The organism is Psychrobacter glaciei (assembly GCF_014652895.1).
Taxonomy (GTDB): domain Bacteria; phylum Pseudomonadota; class Gammaproteobacteria; order Pseudomonadales; family Moraxellaceae; genus Psychrobacter; species Psychrobacter glaciei.
The window spans coordinates 916,445-937,889 of the sequence record NZ_BMZR01000001.1 but is presented as its reverse complement, the minus strand read 5'-3'; the positions used below and the strand labels follow the sequence as shown (position 1 = coordinate 937,889).

General features: G+C 43.7%; 11 protein-coding genes. 5 read left to right on the top strand and 6 right to left on the bottom strand.

From position 1 onward, the window contains the following. The first annotated feature begins 20 nt into the window (after positions 1 to 20). Positions 21 to 3,902, top strand: coding sequence for an AAA family ATPase (locus tag IE130_RS03870; protein ID WP_189581917.1), 3,882 nt, complete (start codon positions 21 to 23; stop codon positions 3,900 to 3,902). A 301-nt stretch (positions 3,903 to 4,203) separates the two neighbouring features. Here the strand turns inward: IE130_RS03870 and IE130_RS03865 are convergent, their stop codons facing one another. After that, positions 4,204 to 9,054, bottom strand: a complete 4,851-nt coding sequence (locus IE130_RS03865; protein WP_189581914.1) for an NAD-glutamate dehydrogenase — start codon at positions 9,052 to 9,054, stop codon at positions 4,204 to 4,206. A 460-nt stretch (positions 9,055 to 9,514) separates the two neighbouring features. Between IE130_RS03865 and purD the strand changes: the two genes are divergently transcribed. Both purD and IE130_RS03855 read left to right on the top strand, forming a co-directional pair. Continuing rightward, positions 9,515 to 10,864 (top strand): phosphoribosylamine--glycine ligase, encoded by a 1,350-nt coding sequence (gene purD / locus IE130_RS03860; RefSeq protein WP_189582569.1) that lies wholly within the window; start codon positions 9,515 to 9,517, stop codon positions 10,862 to 10,864. A gap of 372 nt (positions 10,865 to 11,236) precedes the next feature. Further along, positions 11,237 to 12,631 carry an ABC1 kinase family protein gene (locus IE130_RS03855; RefSeq protein ID WP_189581911.1) on the top strand — a complete coding sequence of 465 codons (1,395 nt, stop codon included), beginning with the start codon at positions 11,237 to 11,239 and terminating at the stop codon, positions 12,629 to 12,631. A gap of 137 nt (positions 12,632 to 12,768) precedes the next feature. On the opposite strand, the gene IE130_RS03850 is transcribed toward IE130_RS03855, so the two are convergent. Then, complete coding sequence (locus IE130_RS03850; protein WP_189581908.1) at positions 12,769 to 13,446, bottom strand: class I SAM-dependent methyltransferase; 678 nt, start codon at positions 13,444 to 13,446, stop codon at positions 12,769 to 12,771. Between the two features lie 212 nt (positions 13,447 to 13,658). Here IE130_RS03850 and IE130_RS03845 point away from each other — a divergent pair, with 212 nt between their 5' ends. Further along, positions 13,659 to 13,850, top strand: a complete 192-nt coding sequence (locus tag IE130_RS03845) for a DNA gyrase inhibitor YacG (protein ID WP_010198061.1) — start codon at positions 13,659 to 13,661, stop codon at positions 13,848 to 13,850. A gap of 40 nt (positions 13,851 to 13,890) precedes the next feature. Then, positions 13,891 to 15,072, top strand: coding sequence for an aspartate aminotransferase family protein (locus IE130_RS03840; protein WP_189581905.1), 1,182 nt, complete (start codon positions 13,891 to 13,893; stop codon positions 15,070 to 15,072). 123 nt (positions 15,073 to 15,195) lie between these two features. Here the strand turns inward: IE130_RS03840 and IE130_RS03835 are convergent, their stop codons facing one another. The 4 genes from IE130_RS03835 to lysS all read right to left on the bottom strand — a co-directional run bounded on the left by IE130_RS03835 (position 15,196) and on the right by lysS (position 21,345). After that, positions 15,196 to 16,095 carry a LysR family transcriptional regulator gene (locus IE130_RS03835; protein WP_010198065.1) on the bottom strand — a complete coding sequence of 300 codons (900 nt, stop codon included), beginning with the start codon at positions 16,093 to 16,095 and terminating at the stop codon, positions 15,196 to 15,198. Positions 16,096 to 16,331: 236 nt separating this feature from the next. Continuing rightward, the gene (gene dnaX / locus IE130_RS03830) at positions 16,332 to 18,242 is read right to left on the bottom strand and encodes a DNA polymerase III subunit gamma/tau (RefSeq protein WP_189581902.1); all 1,911 of its coding nucleotides are present in this window, start codon (positions 18,240 to 18,242) and stop codon (positions 16,332 to 16,334) included. 84 nt (positions 18,243 to 18,326) lie between these two features. Continuing rightward, positions 18,327 to 19,592: a hypothetical protein gene (locus IE130_RS03825; RefSeq protein ID WP_189581899.1), complete on the bottom strand. Its 1,266-nt coding sequence runs from the start codon at positions 19,590 to 19,592 to the stop codon at positions 18,327 to 18,329. Positions 19,593 to 19,812: 220 nt separating this feature from the next. Then, on the bottom strand, positions 19,813 to 21,345 hold the full coding sequence (lysS, locus tag IE130_RS03820; protein WP_189581895.1) for a lysine--tRNA ligase: 1,533 nt from the start codon (positions 21,343 to 21,345) through the stop codon (positions 19,813 to 19,815). Between the last annotated feature and the right edge of the window lie 100 nt (positions 21,346 to 21,445).

Below are 21,445 nucleotides of genomic sequence, written 5' to 3'. Positions count from 1 at the left end.
TAATAGAGTAACCAACTATCATGCGCATTTTAGAGCTACGCCTACAAAACCTCAATTCACTCAAAGGTGAATGGCACATTGATTTTACTGACTCTGCCTATCTTAACGATGGTATTTTTGCGATTACAGGGCAAACGGGTGCTGGCAAGACCACAATATTGGATGCTATTTGTTTGGCGCTATATGCCCAAACACCGCGTATTGAGACGATAAGTAAGAGTAGTAATGAGGTCATGACTCGCCAAACTGCCGAGTGTTTTGCAGAGGTTGTCATTGAAATTAATAAAACCCGTTACCGCTGCCGTTGGGGGCAACGCCGAGCGCGTAATAAAGCAGATGGCAATTTGCAAGATGCTACCCATGAAATCGCTAATGCCGATACTGACGAAATCTTGGATAGTGCCCTTAAAAAGACCAAGGCGCGCATCCAAACAATCACTGGTATGGATTTTGAGCAATTTACCCGTTCGATAATGTTAGCTCAAGGCGGTTTTGCTGCCTTTTTAAAAGCGAAGCCTGATGACCGGGCTGATATTTTAGAAAAGATTACCGGCACGGATATTTATGCCACCATTTCTATAAGAACGTTCCAAAAGATGCGTGATGAAAAGGCTGAATTGACTAAATTGCAAGCCAAACTTAGTGGCCTACAACTATTAACCCCTAGTGAAAACAATGAGTTTCAGACGCAGCTTGCCAGCTATCGCCGTCAACAGCATGATTATAAAACCACGATGGAGACACTCACTCAGCAAATTAATTGGCTCATAGATATCGAGCGCTTGCATCAGACTTTAACCCAGCAGCAGACAAAACTGATAGATGCTCAAAACCATAAAGCACAATTCGTTCCTGAAGCTAAGAAGCTTCACGCGGCGCTGCGGGCATTAGAGATTGAGGCAGAATTTAGCAAACTGTACGCGAAGCGAGAGCAGTTTAAAAGTTTGCAGCAGCAGAAGCTCGTGCTTGATAGTAAGATTCCCCAGCAGCAAGCTCAATTAACAGAAGCTAATGCTAAAGTCAGCAGCACCCAAATTGCTGAGCAGCAAGTAATTGCCAAATGGGAACGCGAACGCCCGATTATTATTGAAGTCCGTAAACTAGATCAACATATTAATAGCGTGCGACAATCATTAACAGATAAAAAACAGCAGCGTGATGGTTTAGCTGAGCGTTTGAGCCAACGACAAAAAGAACTTAACACCAAGCAAACAGTATTAACTCAGTTGCATGAGCAACAGAATAAGCAGCAAGATTATTTATCAAACCATGCGCAAGATGGCATATTAGCTAATAATGATTATGGGCTGGCAGGCTTTGGTCGCGATGCTAATACTCTAAAAACATTGTTAAATAAAAATGCGCTACGCTTAAGTGAGCATAAAGATAATCACACGAAATTAGCTGAACTCACGCAAACGCTTGATAACCTAGTTATCAGAATTAACGACAGCACCGTTACCACGAGCCAAACACAAAAGACACTTACTGAGCTTGAACACAAGCGCCAAGAGTTGCTAGCAGGAAAAACAGCCCATCAGTTACACCAACAAATCAACCAATTTAGCATGCAACAACAGCTCTTAGATAACATCAACCGCTTTTATCAGCAGGCATTAGCTTTGGACGCCGATATAACACAGTGTAATGCCGAAGTTGCACCATTAACGTCTAATATCGAACGGCATAGCCAAGAATATGAGCGTCTACAGACAGAGATAAAACGCTTACAACAGCATAAAAGTAGCCAGCACGCACACTTAGAAACCTTACAAACACTGGCACAGCTGCAAGATTACTTTTTAGCATTGCAAGATGGCATCCCATGCGCATTATGTGGCTCGACCGAACACCCTTATCATGACAGCCCGCCAGCAGAGTTTGCTAATATTATGAAAGCGGCGGCAGCTGGACAAGATATTTCTAAACATGAGCAAATCCAATGCATACGCATTGCCATAGAGGATTTGGATAAAAGTATTGGACAACACGATAATATATTACAAGATACACGTGAACAGCAGTTTCGAAGCCAAAGTGAGTTACAAGCATTGCATCAGCAAATTAAAAATCTGCACGAACAGCAAGCTAGTGCGCAAGCCCAAGCACAGGACGCTATCAAAAAATTAAAAATAACGATAGATAGTAGCGAGACTCAAAGCAATACATTAAAAACTTTTAAACAATTAGCAGCATCAAAATTGACACTAGCAACGCGTCTTAACGATTTACAAGAAGACAAAAACTACTTAGCAGTCATGATAGCTGATATCAATGACCGTTTAGGTCAATATGAGCACTTAGGAAGTGAAATTGATGCTCAGAAACTGCGCTTAAAGCAAATAGACGATGAGCAGATAACACTCAAACAAGCGCAAATCACGATACAATCTCAGCAATCTATCCTCCAGCAGCGCTTAGACAGTCAACGGCAAGATTCAGCATCGACGTTTGCGGAGATAGAAGTGCTACAACAGCAGATGACTACCCTATTACAGCCAATTAATTTTACATTGCCCATATCGCTAGTGGACAGTGTGACCAAGCAATATTTATTAGAGGTTGTCACTGTTGACGCCTGTATGTCTGAGCTGACCGCATTATATCGTCTACTACAAGATAAGCTGAAGGCATGGACGCAAGCACAAGATGGTGTCAATCATGCTCTACAGCAGATGGTAGTATTAACAACAGAGTACGATGCTTTAAGCCGTCAAGAAGTAGAAATAATCGAGCAGTGTACTGAGCTTGATCATACGATAGTAACGGAGCAACAGAGCTTTGATGCATTGACTCATGCTCGTCAAGAGCTATCTTCTGCACCTGATATTGATGCTATAGAGCAACAGCTGCAAGATACTCTTAAACAAGCAACGGCCAGCTTAGCTAATGCGCGCCAGCAATCTGAGACTGCGCATCAGCAATTAAAACACACTAAAAACTCTTGTGATGAGGTTGCTAATGCTATTAAAGAGAGCTTATTGCAACAGCAACAGCTTGATAAGCAGTTCGCACAGCTGCTAATCCAGCAAGATTTCGCTAATGAAGACAGCTTTTTAGCAGCCCAACTGCATAGGTCTGAGCGTGAGCAGTTACAGCAGCAAAATAATACCTTGAACAATAATGTGACACTGCTACAAAACCGTATTGCTGATAATGAACGGGCTTTGCAAGATAAAACACTAAATCATGATGGCAAGCAGGATTTAACTGACTTAACGCTAGAGGCATTACAGACACAGCAGAAAGAGACACAGCAGTACTATGACGATATCGGCATGAAAATAGGCGCAATCCAGCAAATATTGACCAATGACGCAGCCAATCAAAATCAAAATATTGAGCAGCGCCGTGCTATTGAAGCACAGCAACAACGCAGTCAGATTTGGGAGCAGCTTAATCAGCTAATTGGACAGTCCGATGGTAAAAAATACCGCACCTTTGCGCAAGGTTTAACATTTCAGGTGATGATAAGTCATGCTAATCTCCAGTTGGAAAAAATGAGCAACCGCTATCTACTTATCCATGATGAAGATAGTCCTCTCGAACTGAACATCATTGACAACTATCAAGGCGGTGATATTCGCAGTACTAAAAATCTATCCGGCGGTGAAGGCTTTATTATCAGCTTGGCACTCGCACTAGGACTATCACAAATGGCCAGTCACAATATTCGCGTAGATTCGCTGTTTTTGGATGAAGGCTTTGGCACACTTGATGAAGAGTCACTTGATATTGCACTAGACACCTTAACCAGTCTGCAACAAGAAGGTAAATTAATTGGTATCATCTCGCATGTACAGGCATTAAAAGATCGTATTCTTACCCAAATTAAAGTTGAAAAACTTTCAGGAGGATTCAGTCAGATATCTGGTCAAGGTTGTCAGAAGGTGCTAAGTTAACGCCGTTATTAAAAAATATCGTAACGATAAAAGCCATATATAGTCAGTGCAAAGTAATATCGATACATCACGCACTGATGATATCAATTTTTTGTAGCCTCTGCCTGCGCAGGAACAGCAAGCAAGAAAAATTGATATCAGCAGTATCGTCGCATTTTTGGGGTATTTTGACTAGAACATGACAGCCAACGTTTAATGACCATCGTTTATTGAATAATAAAAAACCACCGTTAATGGATAACGGTGGTTTTTTTACGATCATTTATTTTAATAGCAACTGTTTTGCTAGTTACTATTCTAGCTACTTTGTCACTAAGCCGCTCAGCTCACTCATGAGCACAGATAGCGTTGACAGACTGATTTGAATATCATCATTACTATCGAGCTTATGCATCTCTGTCGTTATCAATTCGAGCTGGTTTTGATGACGAGACTTCCATTCACTAAATGCTTGTTTTGCATCTGGTTTTGAGAGAACAGCATCCATCAATAGACGCAAGCTGCGTGATAATTCGTTCGCTAAGGCATGACGAGCACGGCGATCCCAATAGCCTTGTTGCGGTAAGGTCGCGATGTTATCCGTCATCCAATCGAGCTGCAAGACTTGATAGGCTTCAAAGTATAGAGTCGCAATCTCATCGACAGGACGTTCATACTGCTCGGCAAGTAACGCCGCATCTAGCGCATCGACATGGTAAGGCAGCATAGCAAACAAGGTGGCATCACTATCGGACAGATCTTTTTGCATTAGGCTATGAGTGTCTTCTTCTAAGTACTCTGCAAATTGCTGCTCAATGAACCCGCCTGATTTGGTTAATTTCTCAACACTATCCCTAAAGCGGCTAATCATATCAGCGACTTGCAAGTTTTGCCCAAAGGTATTGATGAACCAAACCACACCGCGCTCGAGCGCATCACGTAGACGTAGCTCAAGGTTAAGCAATAATGTCGCATCGACTTTATTGTCTAACGACTCAAGCGTGTTCCAAGCTTTTGATACATTAAAGACATCACGGCTAATCGCATATCCACGGATGATGGTCGCTAGAGATTGGTCTGTTTCTTCATAGAGACGGAACAATGCTTCGATACCCAAACGGTTGACCACACTATTGGTCATATAAGTACTGATAATCTCACGATGCAAGCGATGCTCAGTCATCTCATCAAAGAACCGTGTAGCCAGCTCATCTGGGAAGTACTTGCGCAGCTCATTGATGAAATACGGGTCATCTGGCAAGTCGGATAGCAACAAGTTGTCGTAAACCCACATTTTGCCATACGCCATGACCACTGCAAGCTCAGGAGGGGTCAAACCCGTATCTGCTTTTTGACGCTTGGCAATCTCTTCGTCTGCTGGCAAGTACTCAATAGCACGGTCAAGACGCCCTTCACCTTCTAGCATCTGGATGAAGCGCTGATGATCGCTTAAGTTAGCAGCGGCACGGATATGGCTGAGCTCAATCGCTTGCGGTTGTAGATAGTTCTGGCGCAGCACCAATTCTGCCACATTATCAGTCATACTTTCTAGCAGCTCATTACGCTGTTTTAAAGTCATATCGCCTTGTTCGACTACTTTGCCGAGTAGGATTTTGATATTGACCTCATGATCTGAGCAGTTCACGCCGCCTGAGTTATCGATGGCATCGGTATAAATGCGCCCACCCGTTTGTGCGTATTCGATACGCCCTTGCTGGGTGAAGCCCAGATTACCCCCTTCTCCAATCACCGCACAGCGCAGCTCATTACCATTGATACGCAGCACATCATTAGCACGGTCACCAACATCGGCATGGCTCTCGCTTTCACTTTTGACATAAGTACCGATACCACCATTCCAAATGAGGTCAACCGGTGATTTCATCAAAGCACTGATGAGATCGTTAGGGGCTAAGTTGTCTTCGCTAATATCGAAGAGGTCTTTCATTTCAGCACTGATAGCGATACTTTTATCTTGACGTGAGAATATACCACCACCTTGACTGATTAATGATTTTTCATAATCAGCCCACGATGAGCGTGGCAATTCAAACAAGCGCGCGCGCTCGGCATATGAGACAGCAGTGTCTGGATTAGGGTCAATAAAGATATGCAGATGGTTAAAAGCAGCGACCAGCTTGGTATGGGTTGAGAGCAGCATACCATTACCAAATACATCACCACTCATATCACCGATGCCGACCACAGTGAAGTCATCACGGTTTTGAATGTCCATGCCGCGCATACGGAAGTGACGTTTAACCGACTCCCAACCACCGCGAGCGGTGATACCCATGGCTTTGTGATCATAACCGACCGAGCCGCCCGAGGCAAAGGCATCATCGAGCCAGAAGTTGTATTCGGCAGACAAGGCGTTGGCAATATCAGAGAAACTTGCCGTACCTTTATCGGCTGCAACGACTAAGTACGGATCGTCTTCATCATGACGCACCGTATCGGCTGGCGGGACAATTTTTCCATCCACAATATTATCCGTGACATCGAGCATACCGCGTAAGAACGTCTGATAACAGGCGATACCTTCGGCTTGGAACGCTTCGCGGCCATCTGCCATAGATTTGGTCTTGACGATAAAGCCACCTTTTGAACCGACCGGCACGATAACCGCGTTTTTGACCATTTGCGCTTTGACCAGACCAAGTACTTCGGTACGGAAATCTTCCATACGATCTGACCAACGTAGACCACCACGGGCGACTTTACCACCGCGTAGATGTACGGCTTCAACGCGTGGCGAGTAGACAAATATCTCAAACATCGGCTTAGGTTTAGGCAAGTTTGGAATATCTGCTGCCAAAAACTTAAACGATAGGCGATCTTTACGCACACCTTCACTATCTGTTTGATAAAAGTTGGTACGCACCATTGCATTGATCAAGTCTAAGTACCAACGCAAGATACGGTCTTCATCTAGACTATCAACGTCTATCAATGCCGCTGTAATTTGCTCTTGAATCTGCGTGGTTTTTTCTTGGCGCGCCTCTTCACTATATTTAGGATTCATACGCGCATCGAACAAGCTGCTTAATGCCACACTAATGTCGCTGTTTTTGACCACAGTCTGCTGAATATAAGCACTAGAGAATGGTGCGCGGGCTTGCATCATATAGCGCTGCAAGGCGCGGAGCACGACCACATCATAAGTGTCTAGCTTAGTAATCAATACCAGCTCGTTAAAAGAGTCACTCTCAACACGTCCTGCCCAAATTTGCTTGAGACTCTCTTCAAATTGATTGCGCACCACTTGCATATTGACCGTATCGACATGTTCCAAGGTGAGCTCATACTCTTGCATCCAAATAGGCTTCTCAGGCAAGTCAAACTCATAGGTTTGCGCCGAAATTACCGAGACACCAAAGTTTTCAAGAATGGGCAATACTTTTGACAAGATGACTGGTTGCTCACGACCATAGAGCTTCAGGTGCAACTGATTACTCGCGTCACCTGTTGACTGATACAAGTGCCAAATCATTGGCTGAACGTCGGTTAACCCAGCCAGACGCTTGACATCTTCGACGGCAGTACGAGCATCAAAGCGCTCTTGGTAAGCGGCAGGTATATAGTTTAAAAAACGACGATTGAGTGCATTGGCTTGTTGTTCACCCACATTATCAAGTAGCATTTTTTGATAATGATCACCCCATGACTGCATGAGTGCCGATAGCTTTTCTTCTAGAGCTGCCGTATTCACTTCATTAACTTGACCGGGCACGGTGCGTACATGGACATGCACACGAGCGTGGGCAGATTCATTAAACTCAGTGGTAAAGCCAGATGACGTGCCACCGTAAGCATCTTTCAAGACATTTTGTACTTTAATGCGCAATTCAGTGTTGAATTTATCACGGGGAATATAGACCAAGCAGGAAACAAAACGCTGATAATGGTCGATGCGGCTGAATAGACGTAGGCTCTTTTTGTCTTGTAATTGGCTAATGCCAGAGACAATGGGATATAACTCTTCGACGCTGGCTTGAAATAGGTCATCACGTGGCAAGGTATTGATGACGTGCATCATCTTATGGTGTGCATGACCATCTCGTGGCAGGTACGCCATTGCCATTATTTTATTGGCTTTTTCGCGCAGTAGTGGTATTTGCTGGACGGTCAGCTGATAGGCTTGCGACGTTAGCAAACCGATAAATCGATATTCACCGACCAGTTTACCGTTGTCATCGAACTTATGAATACCCAAAAAGTCCATATATACTGGACGATGCACAGGTGAGACACGGCTTGATTTAGAGAGCATCAATACGCGCGGCTCAGTCAATAGCTGCTTGAGTACTGTTGGCAATTGGCTAAAGCTTTCTGACAGTTTGTCTTCTTCAGCGCCACGTAGCAGACCAAGCCCACTATTACCAATAGCAAATAAATCCAAGTCTGCATTTTTAGCGTTGGTAGCATCGCTGTTGACATCCATCATACTACCGCCTTCTAAGCGGTACTCACGATAGCCTAAAAAGATAAAATGATCGTCTAATATCCAATCCAAAAATGCTTGAATCTCTTTCTGAGAATAGAATACTTCTGGCAGTGGTTTTTTTGACAGTTCAGATTGAATAGAAGTCAGTTTTTCTCTCATTTGCTTCCAATCGCCAACGACCGTATCAAGCGTGTCCACTTTTGCTAATAATAGTTCTTGTAATGCCGCCAATTCTTCGTCGTCTTGATAGGCAATTTCGCAGTGAATCAAAGATAAGTGAGACGTGGCGCTTTCATGCGCGCCTTCAATATGAACGATATTGCCGTCATCATCACGCGCAACACTAATAATGATGTTATACGTGCGATGGACGTCAATACCTTGAGCCTCAAGACTCATCAAGATTGTGTCTACCAAGAACGGCCTGTCGTAAGCCACTATCTGTATTACTGTGTGTGAGCTGTGGAAATGCTGCTCTTCTGCCTTTGGATTTAAAATGGCGAGTTGTGGTTTTTTGCCATCATAAGATTTCAGTAGCGTAAAATGATGGAGTGCCATGCCAGCTAAATCAGTATTACTTATTGCCTCTGCTGTTTCCTGATGCAGCGGCTGGTAATAACTATGAATAAAATGATCAAATAGCGATTTGTCATTTTGTACATAGTTGGTGGCAATATCGCTTATCTGGCTTATGTGCTCTTTTGCGATACTTAGAGAGTTTGGCATGTTTGCTGTCCTTGTTATAAGTTTAGTACTTCAATTTTCTCTATCTATTTTCACTCATTAATCAATATCAATGACTAGCAACGTTTGAATATAATGAATCTTACCGATGTCAGATGGTAGTACTCCATTTGTGAGCTACCTTGTTATTATTGGCATCCTCTCCTGGTTTTTATTGCCTAACTTTTATAAGAGCAAACGGCTTGCTAGATTTGATACCGTTAATATGTTGAAGTGTAACGCACCTACGCTCATAGCTAAAGCGTACAACATCATTTCATGAATCAGCAACATGCCGATAACCTTTGCTCATGAGACAATGAGGCCTTAATTATTGGCGAATACTTGCTGGCAAGTGGATACTCATGGTAATCAAGACACTTTTTTTGTTAGAATATGACCGTATCTCTCAGAGTGTATGACTAACTCATTATTAACTTTAATGCTAAGGGCAAGACGTATGATGAATATTTTGGTGATTGGCTCAGGTGGTCGCGAACACGCGCTAGCATGGCAATGTGCAAAAGACGACAATGTCCAACACGTTTACGTCGTGCCAGGCAATGCTGGTACTGCCCTTGAACCTAAATGCCAAAACGTTGTTTTAGAGCCTGCACACAGTGAGGCAGATGAACACAGTGCTGTCATCGAGTTTTGCCAAAATAACGCCATCGATATGGTCATCGTAGGCCCAGAAGCGCCACTAGTTACAGGTATCGTCGACGCCTGCCGTGCTGCTGGCATCAAGGCTTGGGGGCCGACCGCATATTGTGCGCAATTAGAAGGGTCAAAAACCTTTGCCAAAGAATTCATGGCACAGAACGATATCCCAACGGCGGCTTACCAAGGATTTACAGATGCTGATGCTGCCAAAGCCTATATCGATGAACAAGGCGCGCCTATTGTCATCAAAGCGGATGGTCTAGCTGCCGGTAAAGGCGTCATCGTTGCGGAGACTGTCGAACAAGCACATGATGCAATCGACGATATGCTGGCTGACAATAAGTTTGGCGACGCTGGTAGTCGTGTCGTTATCGAACAGTTTTTACAAGGTGAAGAAGCCAGCTTTATTTGTATGGTTGATGGCAAAAATATCCTGCCGATGGCAACCAGCCAAGATCATAAGCGCGCTTTTGAAGGCGACACTGGGCCTAATACTGGTGGTATGGGTGCCTATTCTCCTGCACCAGTCGTTACTCAAGAGGTTCATGACAAGGTAATGGCACAAGTTATTCAGCCCGTCGTTAACGCTATGAATGCCGCCGGTCATCCTTATACTGGATTTTTATATGCTGGTCTCATGATTGACAAGGCAGGCGATCCGTATGTCATCGAATTTAACTGCCGTTTTGGTGATCCAGAGACACAGCCTATTTTAATGCGCTTGCAGTCTTCAATGGTAGATCTGGTCGCTCAAGGGCTGGCAGGTCAATTACCAAGTGATGCTCAATGGGATGCGCGCCCTGCCCTTGGTATCGTGGTTGCCTCAAAAGGCTATCCTGAAACTTCTTCAAAAGGTGATGTGATTGCTGGCTTGCCAGAGTTGGATGCCAATAGTGATAGTGCGGTTAAAGTCTTTCACGCAGGCACGGCTTTTTCACATGATAGCAATGCTGATACGGCAAATACGGGTAATAACAAAGAAGTTATTACTAATGGCGGACGAGTATTATGCGTGACGGCATTAGCAGATACTATCTCAGAAGCTCAACAAGCCGCATTGGCAGTAACAGGTGCAATCAGCTTTGATGGGGCGCAGTATCGCCGCGATATCGGTCATCATGCGATTACCCGCGAAAAAGCAAAGGCATAGTCCATTATTGACAAGGTTTCTGACGATGTTTGGCAAAATTGAGCCGTTTTAAGACTACTAAAATATATCAATGTGCTAATTAATGACACGCCCTAGTACTATGCTAGGTCGTGTTTTTTGCTGTATCTTTAAATCGATACAGACTTTTTACTTTATGAAGTCGTTTGTAGCAACAACATTGGCTAACGTGTGTAAACGTTCGAATCTTACTTTAGCTTACAAAGTAACTGCCAGTAGTCAACTAAGGCTTATAAACCGCCTTCTCTTTATATGATACAATTTTGTACCCGTTTGTACCTGCGCGTCGCATCTCTCTTGTATTGTAGGTTTTGAACCCGCAAATCAATACCAACTGGATGAATGATTATATTTATGGCAAATGATACGTCTAAACCTTCTAATAATAAGCAGTCAATTGACAACTTAAAAACCTCAGGGTTTGAGCGTCGTATGTCGATTGCCAAAACCTCTTTAAATATTGGTCGTCGTTGGGCAGGCAATAGCGTGTCTGGTATGTTTTTGAATAAAGAAGCGCGCACGGCACGTAACCAAGCTTTTATGGAAGCGCAGGCAAATTATGTGGCAGAAGAACTGGGCAAACTGAAAGGCTCAGTAGTAAAAATCGGTCAAATGTTGGCCATTTATGGTGAGCATGTATTGCCGCCTGAAATAACACGTGCCTTACAAACGCTTAATGATGATACGGCTACCCTGTCATGGCCAACCATCGAGCATACCTTGCGTCAACTACTGGGTGACAAACTCAGTGAGCTTGATGTAGATACTATCCCGATTGGTACAGCTTCTCTTGCCCAAGTCCATCGAGCCACGGTGTTAGCGACTGGTGAGCAAGTGGTGTTGAAAATTCAATATCCAGGGGTGGCAGACGCCATCAACTCTGATCTTGCCTTATTTAAGCGTTTGCTAAAAGTCAGCAACATTGTCCCGCAAACGCGCTCGCTCGATGCATGGTTTGAAGAGATACGCGACCTACTCCATCACGAAGTTGATTATGAGGCAGAGGCTGCAACCACTGAGCGTTTTTATGAGCGCTTAATAGATGATCCACGTTATGCTGTGCCCAAAATAAATCGCACTTATTCGAGCAAACGTCTGTTATGTATGTCTTATGAGCCTGGCATTAGCGTTGTTTCTGAAGCGCTACAGCTTTTGCCTCATGAGCGCCGCAATGCCATTGGTCAAGCAGCCATAGAAATTATGATGCAAGAGATTTTTGTTTGGGGCGAGATGCAAACGGACCCAAACTTTGGTAACTACCTCGTCCGTGTCAGCGATAATGAAAACGATATTGATAAGTTAGTATTATTAGATTTTGGGGCTATTCGCCAGTTTGATAATACTCTATTGACGATTGCTCATGGTTTACTAAAAGCTGGTTATCGTCATGATCATCAGGCGATGATCCAAGCCATGACTGGCTATGACTTTTTTGACACGATGAGTGAAAAAGTTCGTTCTGATATTGCCTCGTTATTTTTATTGGCAACTGAGCCTTTTAGTGATCCCGCGATGAATAGTGACATTCCTACTGAGTGTTTGGATGAACAAAATCGCTATATCTGGGCAAACAGCAAGCTGCATTCACGCCTCTCATCTGCTGCGACACGGGCGATGCAGTCTTTTGAATTTAATCTGCCGCCAAAAGAATTTATGTTTATTAGTCGTAAGTTTATTGGTGCTTATACTCTTTTAACAGTTTTAGACGCTTATACGGACTCTAATAAATTAGTGAAGCCTTATTTATAGTATAAAAATATGCGATTTTTGGACTGCCCTTTAGTGGCAGTCTTTTTTATGTAATCATTTTAATTGCTTAGGCTATCTAATATATAATAGAATTTGCCATCATGAATTATTTTTAATGGTTGCGTTATTTGCTTAGGCTATATTTTGTCTTTCACATTACTAGCATGCCAATCATCAAACCTCGTTTTATAGCCCTCTGGCTTACGCATCGTCAGCTCCCAACATGTCTCTCCGCGTGCTAGGTACTTTACCTCAAAGTGCGTACGCTCACTGTCTATTGGCACGTGGTGGCGAATATTTGGCAAACACCATACCGCAGAGGCTTGTTGCGCTGCATTATCCATATACGCTTCTATATTAGTCGCTAGCACCACTTCTCCGCCTACTTTTAGACGCGATAATAAGAACTCAAAAAATGGCATATTCAACCATTGTTGATTAGGATTGTGCTGTTCAGGGTTGGGGTATAGTATAAAAATTTTGGCAATACTACGGGGTGCGATCGCATGTACGATCCACGCGATGGCATCAGCATGAATAGCATTTAAGTTATCTACATTTTGCTGTGTGGCAAGTTTAGCAAAGGCTTCAAACTTATTACGAGTACGTTCAATGGCTATCAGCTGCTTGCCAGGATTCTGTGTAGCAAAACTGAGCGCGTGCTTACCCTTCCCTGCACCAATCTCTAGCAGTAAAGGGACATTATCTTCAATTTCGTTGATTATTGTTGGAACAATAAAGTCACGCGGTGCTGACAGTTTATGTGGTTGAAAAGCGCGGGTTTTCTGATGGGAAAGCGTTGGTTGTTGCATCATGATAAGATATAGCCCTGTGAACGATAACCTTTATCAAGGTATCAATTTGATTGTTAAACTATTGGCTTTGCTTAGATTGATTTGGTTTGATTTGGTTTGACATAGATAGACGGGTATTTGCCTTTTGTCATTCTTTAGCCCCATGCTATTATACCGATTCTCTTTCACTGATTGTACTTTTCCTAATAACCATGAGGATGGCCTCACTTATTATGACTGACTCTACTTCAAACACCTCCCCCAAGACCTATCCTTGTCCACGCTGCGGTACCCAGACGGCATGGCAAGACAATAAATATAAACCATTCTGCAGCAGTCGCTGCAAAATTATCGACTTAGGTGCTTGGGCAAACGAAGACTACACGTTACCTGCAGAGACCACACCTTTCTCTGACGAGCTATAACCTACACTTTTATTCAATTATTATACCAAGGATGTTTTACATGTCTGCTACTTACCTGATGCCCACTTATAATCGTCAACCAATCAGCTTTACACGCGGTTCAGGCAGTTGGCTCTATACCAAAGACGATACGCCATACTTAGATGCCTTAACTGGTATCGCGGTGTGCGGCTTAGGACATTGCCATCCACAAGTGACTGATGCTATTCAGCAGCAAGCAGGTACCTTAGTTCATACGAGCAACCTATTCGGTATCGATTGGCAAGAGCGCGCTGGCGAAGTGCTATGTACAGCAGCTCAAATGGACAGCGTGTTTTTTGCTAATAGTGGCGCTGAAGCAAACGAAGCGGCGTTAAAAATGGCGCGTTTATATGCATACAAGCAAGGTTTTAAACGTCCAAAGGTCATTGTAATGGAGCAGTCGTTCCATGGCCGTACCTTACTGTCCTTATCAGCAACTGCCAACCCAAAAGCACGCGAAGGTTTTTATACCTTGGACGATGACTTTATCCGTGTGCCCTTTGGCGATATTGCAGCGGTTAAGCAAGCCGCGCAAGCTCATGATGACATTTGCGCCATCTTTGTAGAGCCTATCCAAGGCGAGGGTGGACTCAATACTGCCCCCAATGGCTTTACTTATTTAGAAGAGCTGCAAGCAGAATGTGATGCTCATAATTGGCTATTTATGTTGGATGAAGTGCAAACCGGTAATGGTCGCACCGGTAAATATTTTGCTTATCAACATAGCAACGCTCGTCCTGATGTTTTAACGACAGCCAAAGGTCTAGGTAACGGTTTTCCAGTCGGCGCTTGTATGGTACGCGGTCGCGCTAACGGCTTGTTCGGTGCTGGTAGCCATGGCTCTACTTATGGTGGCACACCATTGGCCAGCCGCGTGGTCCATAGCGTCTACGAGGTATTAGCGAACAGTAATATCATGGAAAACGCAGTGACGGAAGGCTTATTCATCAGAGAAAGTATAGTCGATACATTGGGACAATATGGCGTTAGCAGTCGCGGCGCTGGTATGATGATTGGTATCGCGCTACCTGAAGAGTTGGATTGTAGCAAGCTGGTGGATCGTGCCCGTGACGAGCAAAATCTGATTATCAATGTAACTGGTGGCCATGTGGTACGCTTACTGCCACCGCTTAACATCAGCCGTGACGAAAGCACACAAGTGGCTGATCGTTTGATTGATTTATTAAAGCCGTTGTTTTAGCCCAAAGGTTTAGAGAAACAAACCCTATTTACAGTTAAAAAGAAACCTATAGATAATTGCTATCTATAGGCTTCTTTTTCTTACTACTGATCAAGCTTTATATGTATATAAATAGATTAAAAGTTAATTCGCATGGAAGTATTTTTTCAGCACTTCTAGACAACGCGTGATTTTAGCCGGCTGCTGATCGCGATTTAAAGTAACCGCATATAGCACAAAGCTCGGCAGCTGATAACCAGTCAATACTTCGACCAATTCACCACTTTCAAGCTCTTTTCTAATGTCCATTTCCATCATTCTAACCAAACCGTGGCCTTCTTTTGCCAAAGTTGTGGCCATAAACACATTATTGGTATAAATCCGTGAATTCAGTTTTATGCGCGATTTTTTGCCAGTTTCGGTCTGAATCATATCAATCTGATTGGCATCTTTCATGATTTCAATACAAATCAGCTGATGTTCGGCCAAATCTTTAGGGGTTTTAAGTTTTACATGTTGGCGTAGATATTGTGGTGAGGCGACAAGCATCTGGCGCACATCCGTTAAAGGATGGCTACTCAAACTAGAATCATTGATCGTTGGACTCATACGAATCGCGATATCGATACGCTCATCAATCATATCGATATAATGATTGTCTGCTAAATAAGTAACACTCAGGTCATCATGTGCCGCCATCCAAGTAGATAAGGCCGGCAAAATATGATTGACTCCAAGCTCAGGTGTTGTAGCCACACGCAAGCTACCTGCGAGCTCATCACGTAACTGATTGACTTTAATTCTACCTTGCTCAGCCGCACTGACCACGTCTTTTGCCGCTTCGTAAAAACTCTCACCCGCTTCCGTTAAACTGAGCTTACGAGTAGAGCGATGCAATAGTACGACACCTAAGTCGTTTTCTAACGAGCGGATTTGCTGACTGACTGCACTGGTAGTAATACCAAGCTCACGAGCTGAGCCACTAAACGAGCCATGTCCAACCACACTGGCGAACACAGCCATACCGCGTAAATTATCCAACATATTCTCACCTAAGCTGCGTTTTAATTTTTAGTATAACTTAACCATTATAAAGGATTTTAGTTTACCTTACAGCGATTAAATATACTGCTGTTGTTTGAATTAAGTTTATTTCATAAGTAATAAAAGCAAAAATATCAAGGCGATAGTATAACATCGACTTGATATTTTTTATGATATATTGTATCTATTAACTACATAAACTATTAAATAATATTAATAATCGTTTTTCTGACTGTTTAATATAACTGAACTTTGCCCATTTTTCCTTCGCCGCGCTCGGTCAGATATTTCATCACCGGTGTATTCATCAATTTTGATTCTGCTACCGTCTTTGCTTGTACCAAACGCTTTTGTTGACGACGCTCAGGTGTTTTGTCATCCGCTTGCATGACGCTACCATCAATTTGCAGACCAATATCTGCCTGCGTGAACTGCTGTTGCAGTTTTTCTGCCAGTTGCTGAAAAGTCACCTGCAAGTGCTTACTGTCAACGCTAGTAACAAAGATCGATTTGCCATTACATAGACCCATCATCATACCTTGACGAGCAAGTGCCAATTCGTCTTGTGCCAACATCTTGGCTTCACGAGCAGTTTGTAGCCAATAATCCCATTTCTCTGGTGTCCACTCGCCTATCAATTCTTGCGGTGCGCAGCGCAACAACGTGCGTGGATCATCAGATTCAGATAGTAATTGAGAATCATTTGCGTCAGGCTCAACAACGGGTTCAGGCTCAACAACGGGTTCAGGCTCAACAACGGGTTCAGGCTCAACAACGGGTTCAGGCTCAACAACGGGTTCAGGCTCAACAACGGGTTCAGGCTCAACAACGGGTTCAGGCTCATGAGCTGGATTAATACTTAACGCATTCTCATCAAAACTAGCGTTTGGCTGCTCAATACTGGCTTGCTCTTGATAGTCGATATTATAAGGCTGTAACGGCGGTATCGAAGTTGAATGGGTAATAGCTGCCTGCGTAGAAGTTGTATTTTCTATAGCTGGTACTTCAGATGATACAGAGCCATCATAAATAGGGCTTAGTACTTCATCGACTGGCAACGGACGAAAGGCTAACAAACGTAAAATGCACATCTCAAGCGCTTGCATCGGGGTACTGGCAAGCTTAACCCCTTCACGCGCTTGCACGACAATTTCATAATACAGTTGCAGGACGTCTGGGCTCATATGCTGCGCAAGCGTATTAATGTCTTGAGCTTGCGCCTCATTCACATTGAGAGCCACTTCAGGAAGCAGCTGGGTCAACGCCAATTGATGTAATAGCTCAGCCAGCCCATCAAACATACTCGTCGCATCAACCATTTGCGCGCGCATTTGCTCAATATGTGCAGCAACAGCAGACTTATCGTGATTATAGATATCGGTAATTAAACTGACCAAATCAGCCGCATCAATGAGACCAAGCATGGCATTTACAGTGACATCATCCAGCGCACCTTGACCGAAAGCAATGGCTTGATCGGTCAAGGATAAAGCATCACGTACCGAGCCTTTTGCCGCACTGGCCAATTGCCAAAGTGCCGGCTGAGTATAACCTACCTGCTCTTGGGTAAGGACATTTGCCAGATGCTCACTCAGCAACGTTTGCGGCAACGGACGCAGCACAAACTGTAAACAGCGCGAGATAATAGTAATCGGCAATTTTTGTGGATCGGTCGTCGCTAGCAAAAACTTTACATGTTCAGGCGGCTCTTCTAAAGTCTTGAGTAAGGCATTAAAACTGTGCGTAGACAGCATATGTACTTCATCAATTAGATAGACCTTGTAACGTCCTTGGCTTGGCGCATAAGGCACGTTATCTAACAGCTCGCGAGTGTCCTCCACTTTGGTACGAGAGGCCGCATCAATTTCAATCAGATCAATAAAACGACCTTGATCGATGGCGACGCAATTATCACACACACCGCAAGGCGTACTAGTCACCCCAGTATCACAATTCAGACATTTAGATAAAATACGCGCAATCGTCGTCTTGCCCACACCGCGCGTACCTGTAAAGAGGTAAGCATGATGCAGACGATTGTAATCGATGGCATTTATCAATGCTTGCGAGACGTGCGTCTGCCCAATCAATTCATGAAAGTTCTTGGGACGGTATTTGCGAGCTAAAACTTGATATTGCTGCGTCATAATAACTGCCAATATAGTAACTGCCAATGTGAAAAGTACAAATGTAGGTGAAGCATCAGATCAGCGATCTACAATATGATGAGTCTATGACTGCGATCTTAGCTCAGCCAATTGCTCGTATAAGCGCTGTGTGTTTGCGTCGATAGCCGAGCCATTTTGATGAAACACGTCAACATGCACCTCAGTATTGACGCTGTCTTCACAAGGTCTAACCTCTACGCCAATTAAGAACAAATGGTCCATCACCGGCTGCTGCATCTGTGAATTAAGCTCGAACAATAAATCCTGATGCGAGGCGCGAACCTTGTCTGCACTTAATGTGCTATTTTCATCTTGTGCATAAAACACCATCAAATAATGGCGACCAAATACATGATAAGAATGCTCATGACAAACATAACCATTCCAGTTTGAATCTTTATCAATCGTTCTATGCGCCAATATTTTTTCTATTAAACACGCATAGGTATACATTGACTCATCGACCAACACATCGACCTGCTCTTTTGGCAGTGGTGTTCCCGCCTCATAATACTGCTGAATCAAGCTATTAAATAGCTTGTACCACATGCGAGTATTCTTTTGAATATCGAGCATCAGCGCATTGGCAAAAGTTACTTGGTCGGGTTCTGCTGCTGTGAGCAAGCGCGGTTCCACTTGGTCTATTAACTGATGAGCGACCAACTGCTCTTGAACCTCAATGGCTCTTTGGTGAAAATCAGGCGACTGTAAAAATTGGGCGAGCAACATTGATTCGTCTTGAAACGTCTCAAAGCCAGCAAGCTTGCGGCGATGAAAGTCCAAATAAGCACTGAGATCACTCGGGGTCACCAACTGATTGAGAATGTCGACAAAGTTTTGATGACTAAATACTTGTAAGACACTCTCCTCATCGTCCAAGTCCAGCACACAGTCTTCGGCAAAGAACTGACTGCCATACTCGTAATTGACTGTATGGGGTTGTGACTCTGGGTTATCATTTTCATGCTTAATAGCAAGTGACGTCAGACCAATAAAATAAATCGCCTTGTTCGATGCCGACGCGTTTGCGTCAGCCAGTGCCTCGTCATTTTTTAGATAAAGCTGCGCATGACGCTTGATTAATTGATTAACCACTTCTTTTCGCCACTCACGAACCTGCGTACTGTCAACCTCTTGCTGATTGGCCTGCATCACCACGTCATTGACGATAAGGTAAACCGTCGCACCAGAAAACTCAAAAACAAAGTCATAACCCTGCAATAGATGCTGGGAATGGTTACTGTCTTCTTCTGATACATCGTACAAAGATAAGAAGCTTTGCCGAATCATCTGCTGCCAAACTGAGAGCGGTAGGTGCTGAGTGTCCATAATATCCCTATAAATGAGTGCTCATAAACCACTGAGCGTCTGTCATCAACGTTGCAAAACTCGCTCTATACTCAGTTCAGTAACAGCGTCATAGTCGGTTAAATATAATTTAGACACAAGGAAAGCGAGTGAAAGTACTACAAGTAGTAGACTAAGCGAGCCTGACATCGTATCTAATTTATATAGGATTGACTATATTTCATAATAAGTAGACGCTAGTCTAGTTGTCAAGCTTGCGACGCATATGTGGGAACAAAATCACATCACGAATGCTCGCTGAATCAGTGAGTAGCATGACTAAGCGATCAATACCTATACCCTCACCTGCTGTCGGTGGCAAACCATAAGACAATGCTTCGATATATTCTTCGTCAAAATGCATGGCCTCATCATCGCCCGCGTCTTTTTCAGCGACTTGACCACGGAAGCGTTCCGCCTGATCTGCTGGGTCATTTAGCTCACTAAAGCCATTGGCCAATTCACGACCACCAACGAACAATTCAAAGCGATCGGTAATCTCAGGATTGTCGTCACTACGGCGCGCGAGTGGTGAGGTTTCTGCAGGATATTCAGTGATAAAGGTTGGCTGGCGTAATTGATGCTCAGCGGTTTCTTCAAAGATAATTGTTTGCAGTTTACCCACACCAAAGCCATCTTTTACTTGCTGCTTGAGCGTAGTAGATGCGTACTCTGCTAGATACTCACGATCATTGATATGTGCCATGTCGAAGTTTTCGGCATATTTGGCAATCGCATCAGACATCGATAAACGAGCAAACGGCGCTTTTAGGCTGATGGCTTCTTCTTGATAAGTAATCTCAGTCGTATCTAAGATATCCATCGCCAACTCATTAAATAAGCGCTCGGTCAAATCCATCAAGTCATGATAATCCGCATACGCTTGATAAAACTCAATCATCGTAAATTCAGGATTGTGACGGGTTGAGACGCCTTCATTACGGAAACTACGGTTAATCTCAAATACTTTTTCAAAACCGCCAACCACCAAACGCTTCAAATAAAGCTCAGGCGCGATACGTAAATACAGTGGCATGTCTAAAGCATTATGATGCGTCACAAACGGACGTGCAACAGCACCACCTGGAATCGGGTGCATCATTGGCGTTTCAACTTCCATGAAGCGCTCATTCAACATGAATTTACGAATACCGCTGACGACCTGACTGCGAATCATAAACGTATCGCGAGTCGTCTCATTAGTCATCAAATCAAGATGACGATTGCGATAGCGGGCTTCCACATCTGCCAAACCATGGAATTTATTTGGCATTGGACGTAATGATTTGGTTAGCAGACTGATCTCTTCGATATGCACGTATAGATCGCCTTTACCTGAGCGACCGATATAACCTGATACACCTACGATGTCACCCAAATCTAGCGACTTAATGCTCGCACGCGTCTCATCATCGAGCTCTTTACGCGCGACATATAGCTGAATACGGCCGCTCATATCTTGGATGACAATAAACGAGCCACGGTTGAGCATGACTCGACCTGCTACGTTGACCTGTGTTTTTTCGCCATTCGCCGCTTTTTCTTCAATTTCTTGCTTTGAGACGCCGTCAAAGGCTGCTTGCAAATCTTGTGCATAATCGGTGCGTTTGAACGTATTTGGATAAGGCTGCTTGCCTGAAGCAGTGATATCGTCTAGCTTAGCTTGCAGCTGAGCAATTAGCTCGTTAGCGTCTTCTGGGGCTTGCTCTTGATTCTGATTGTTGTGCTTTGACATAACACTCTCAATATTATTAGGTAATTAAATGGATAAACGAAAACAGAAAAATTAAATCAATGCTTAGGGTCTGTTGAACATTCAAATATTAGGACTGCTG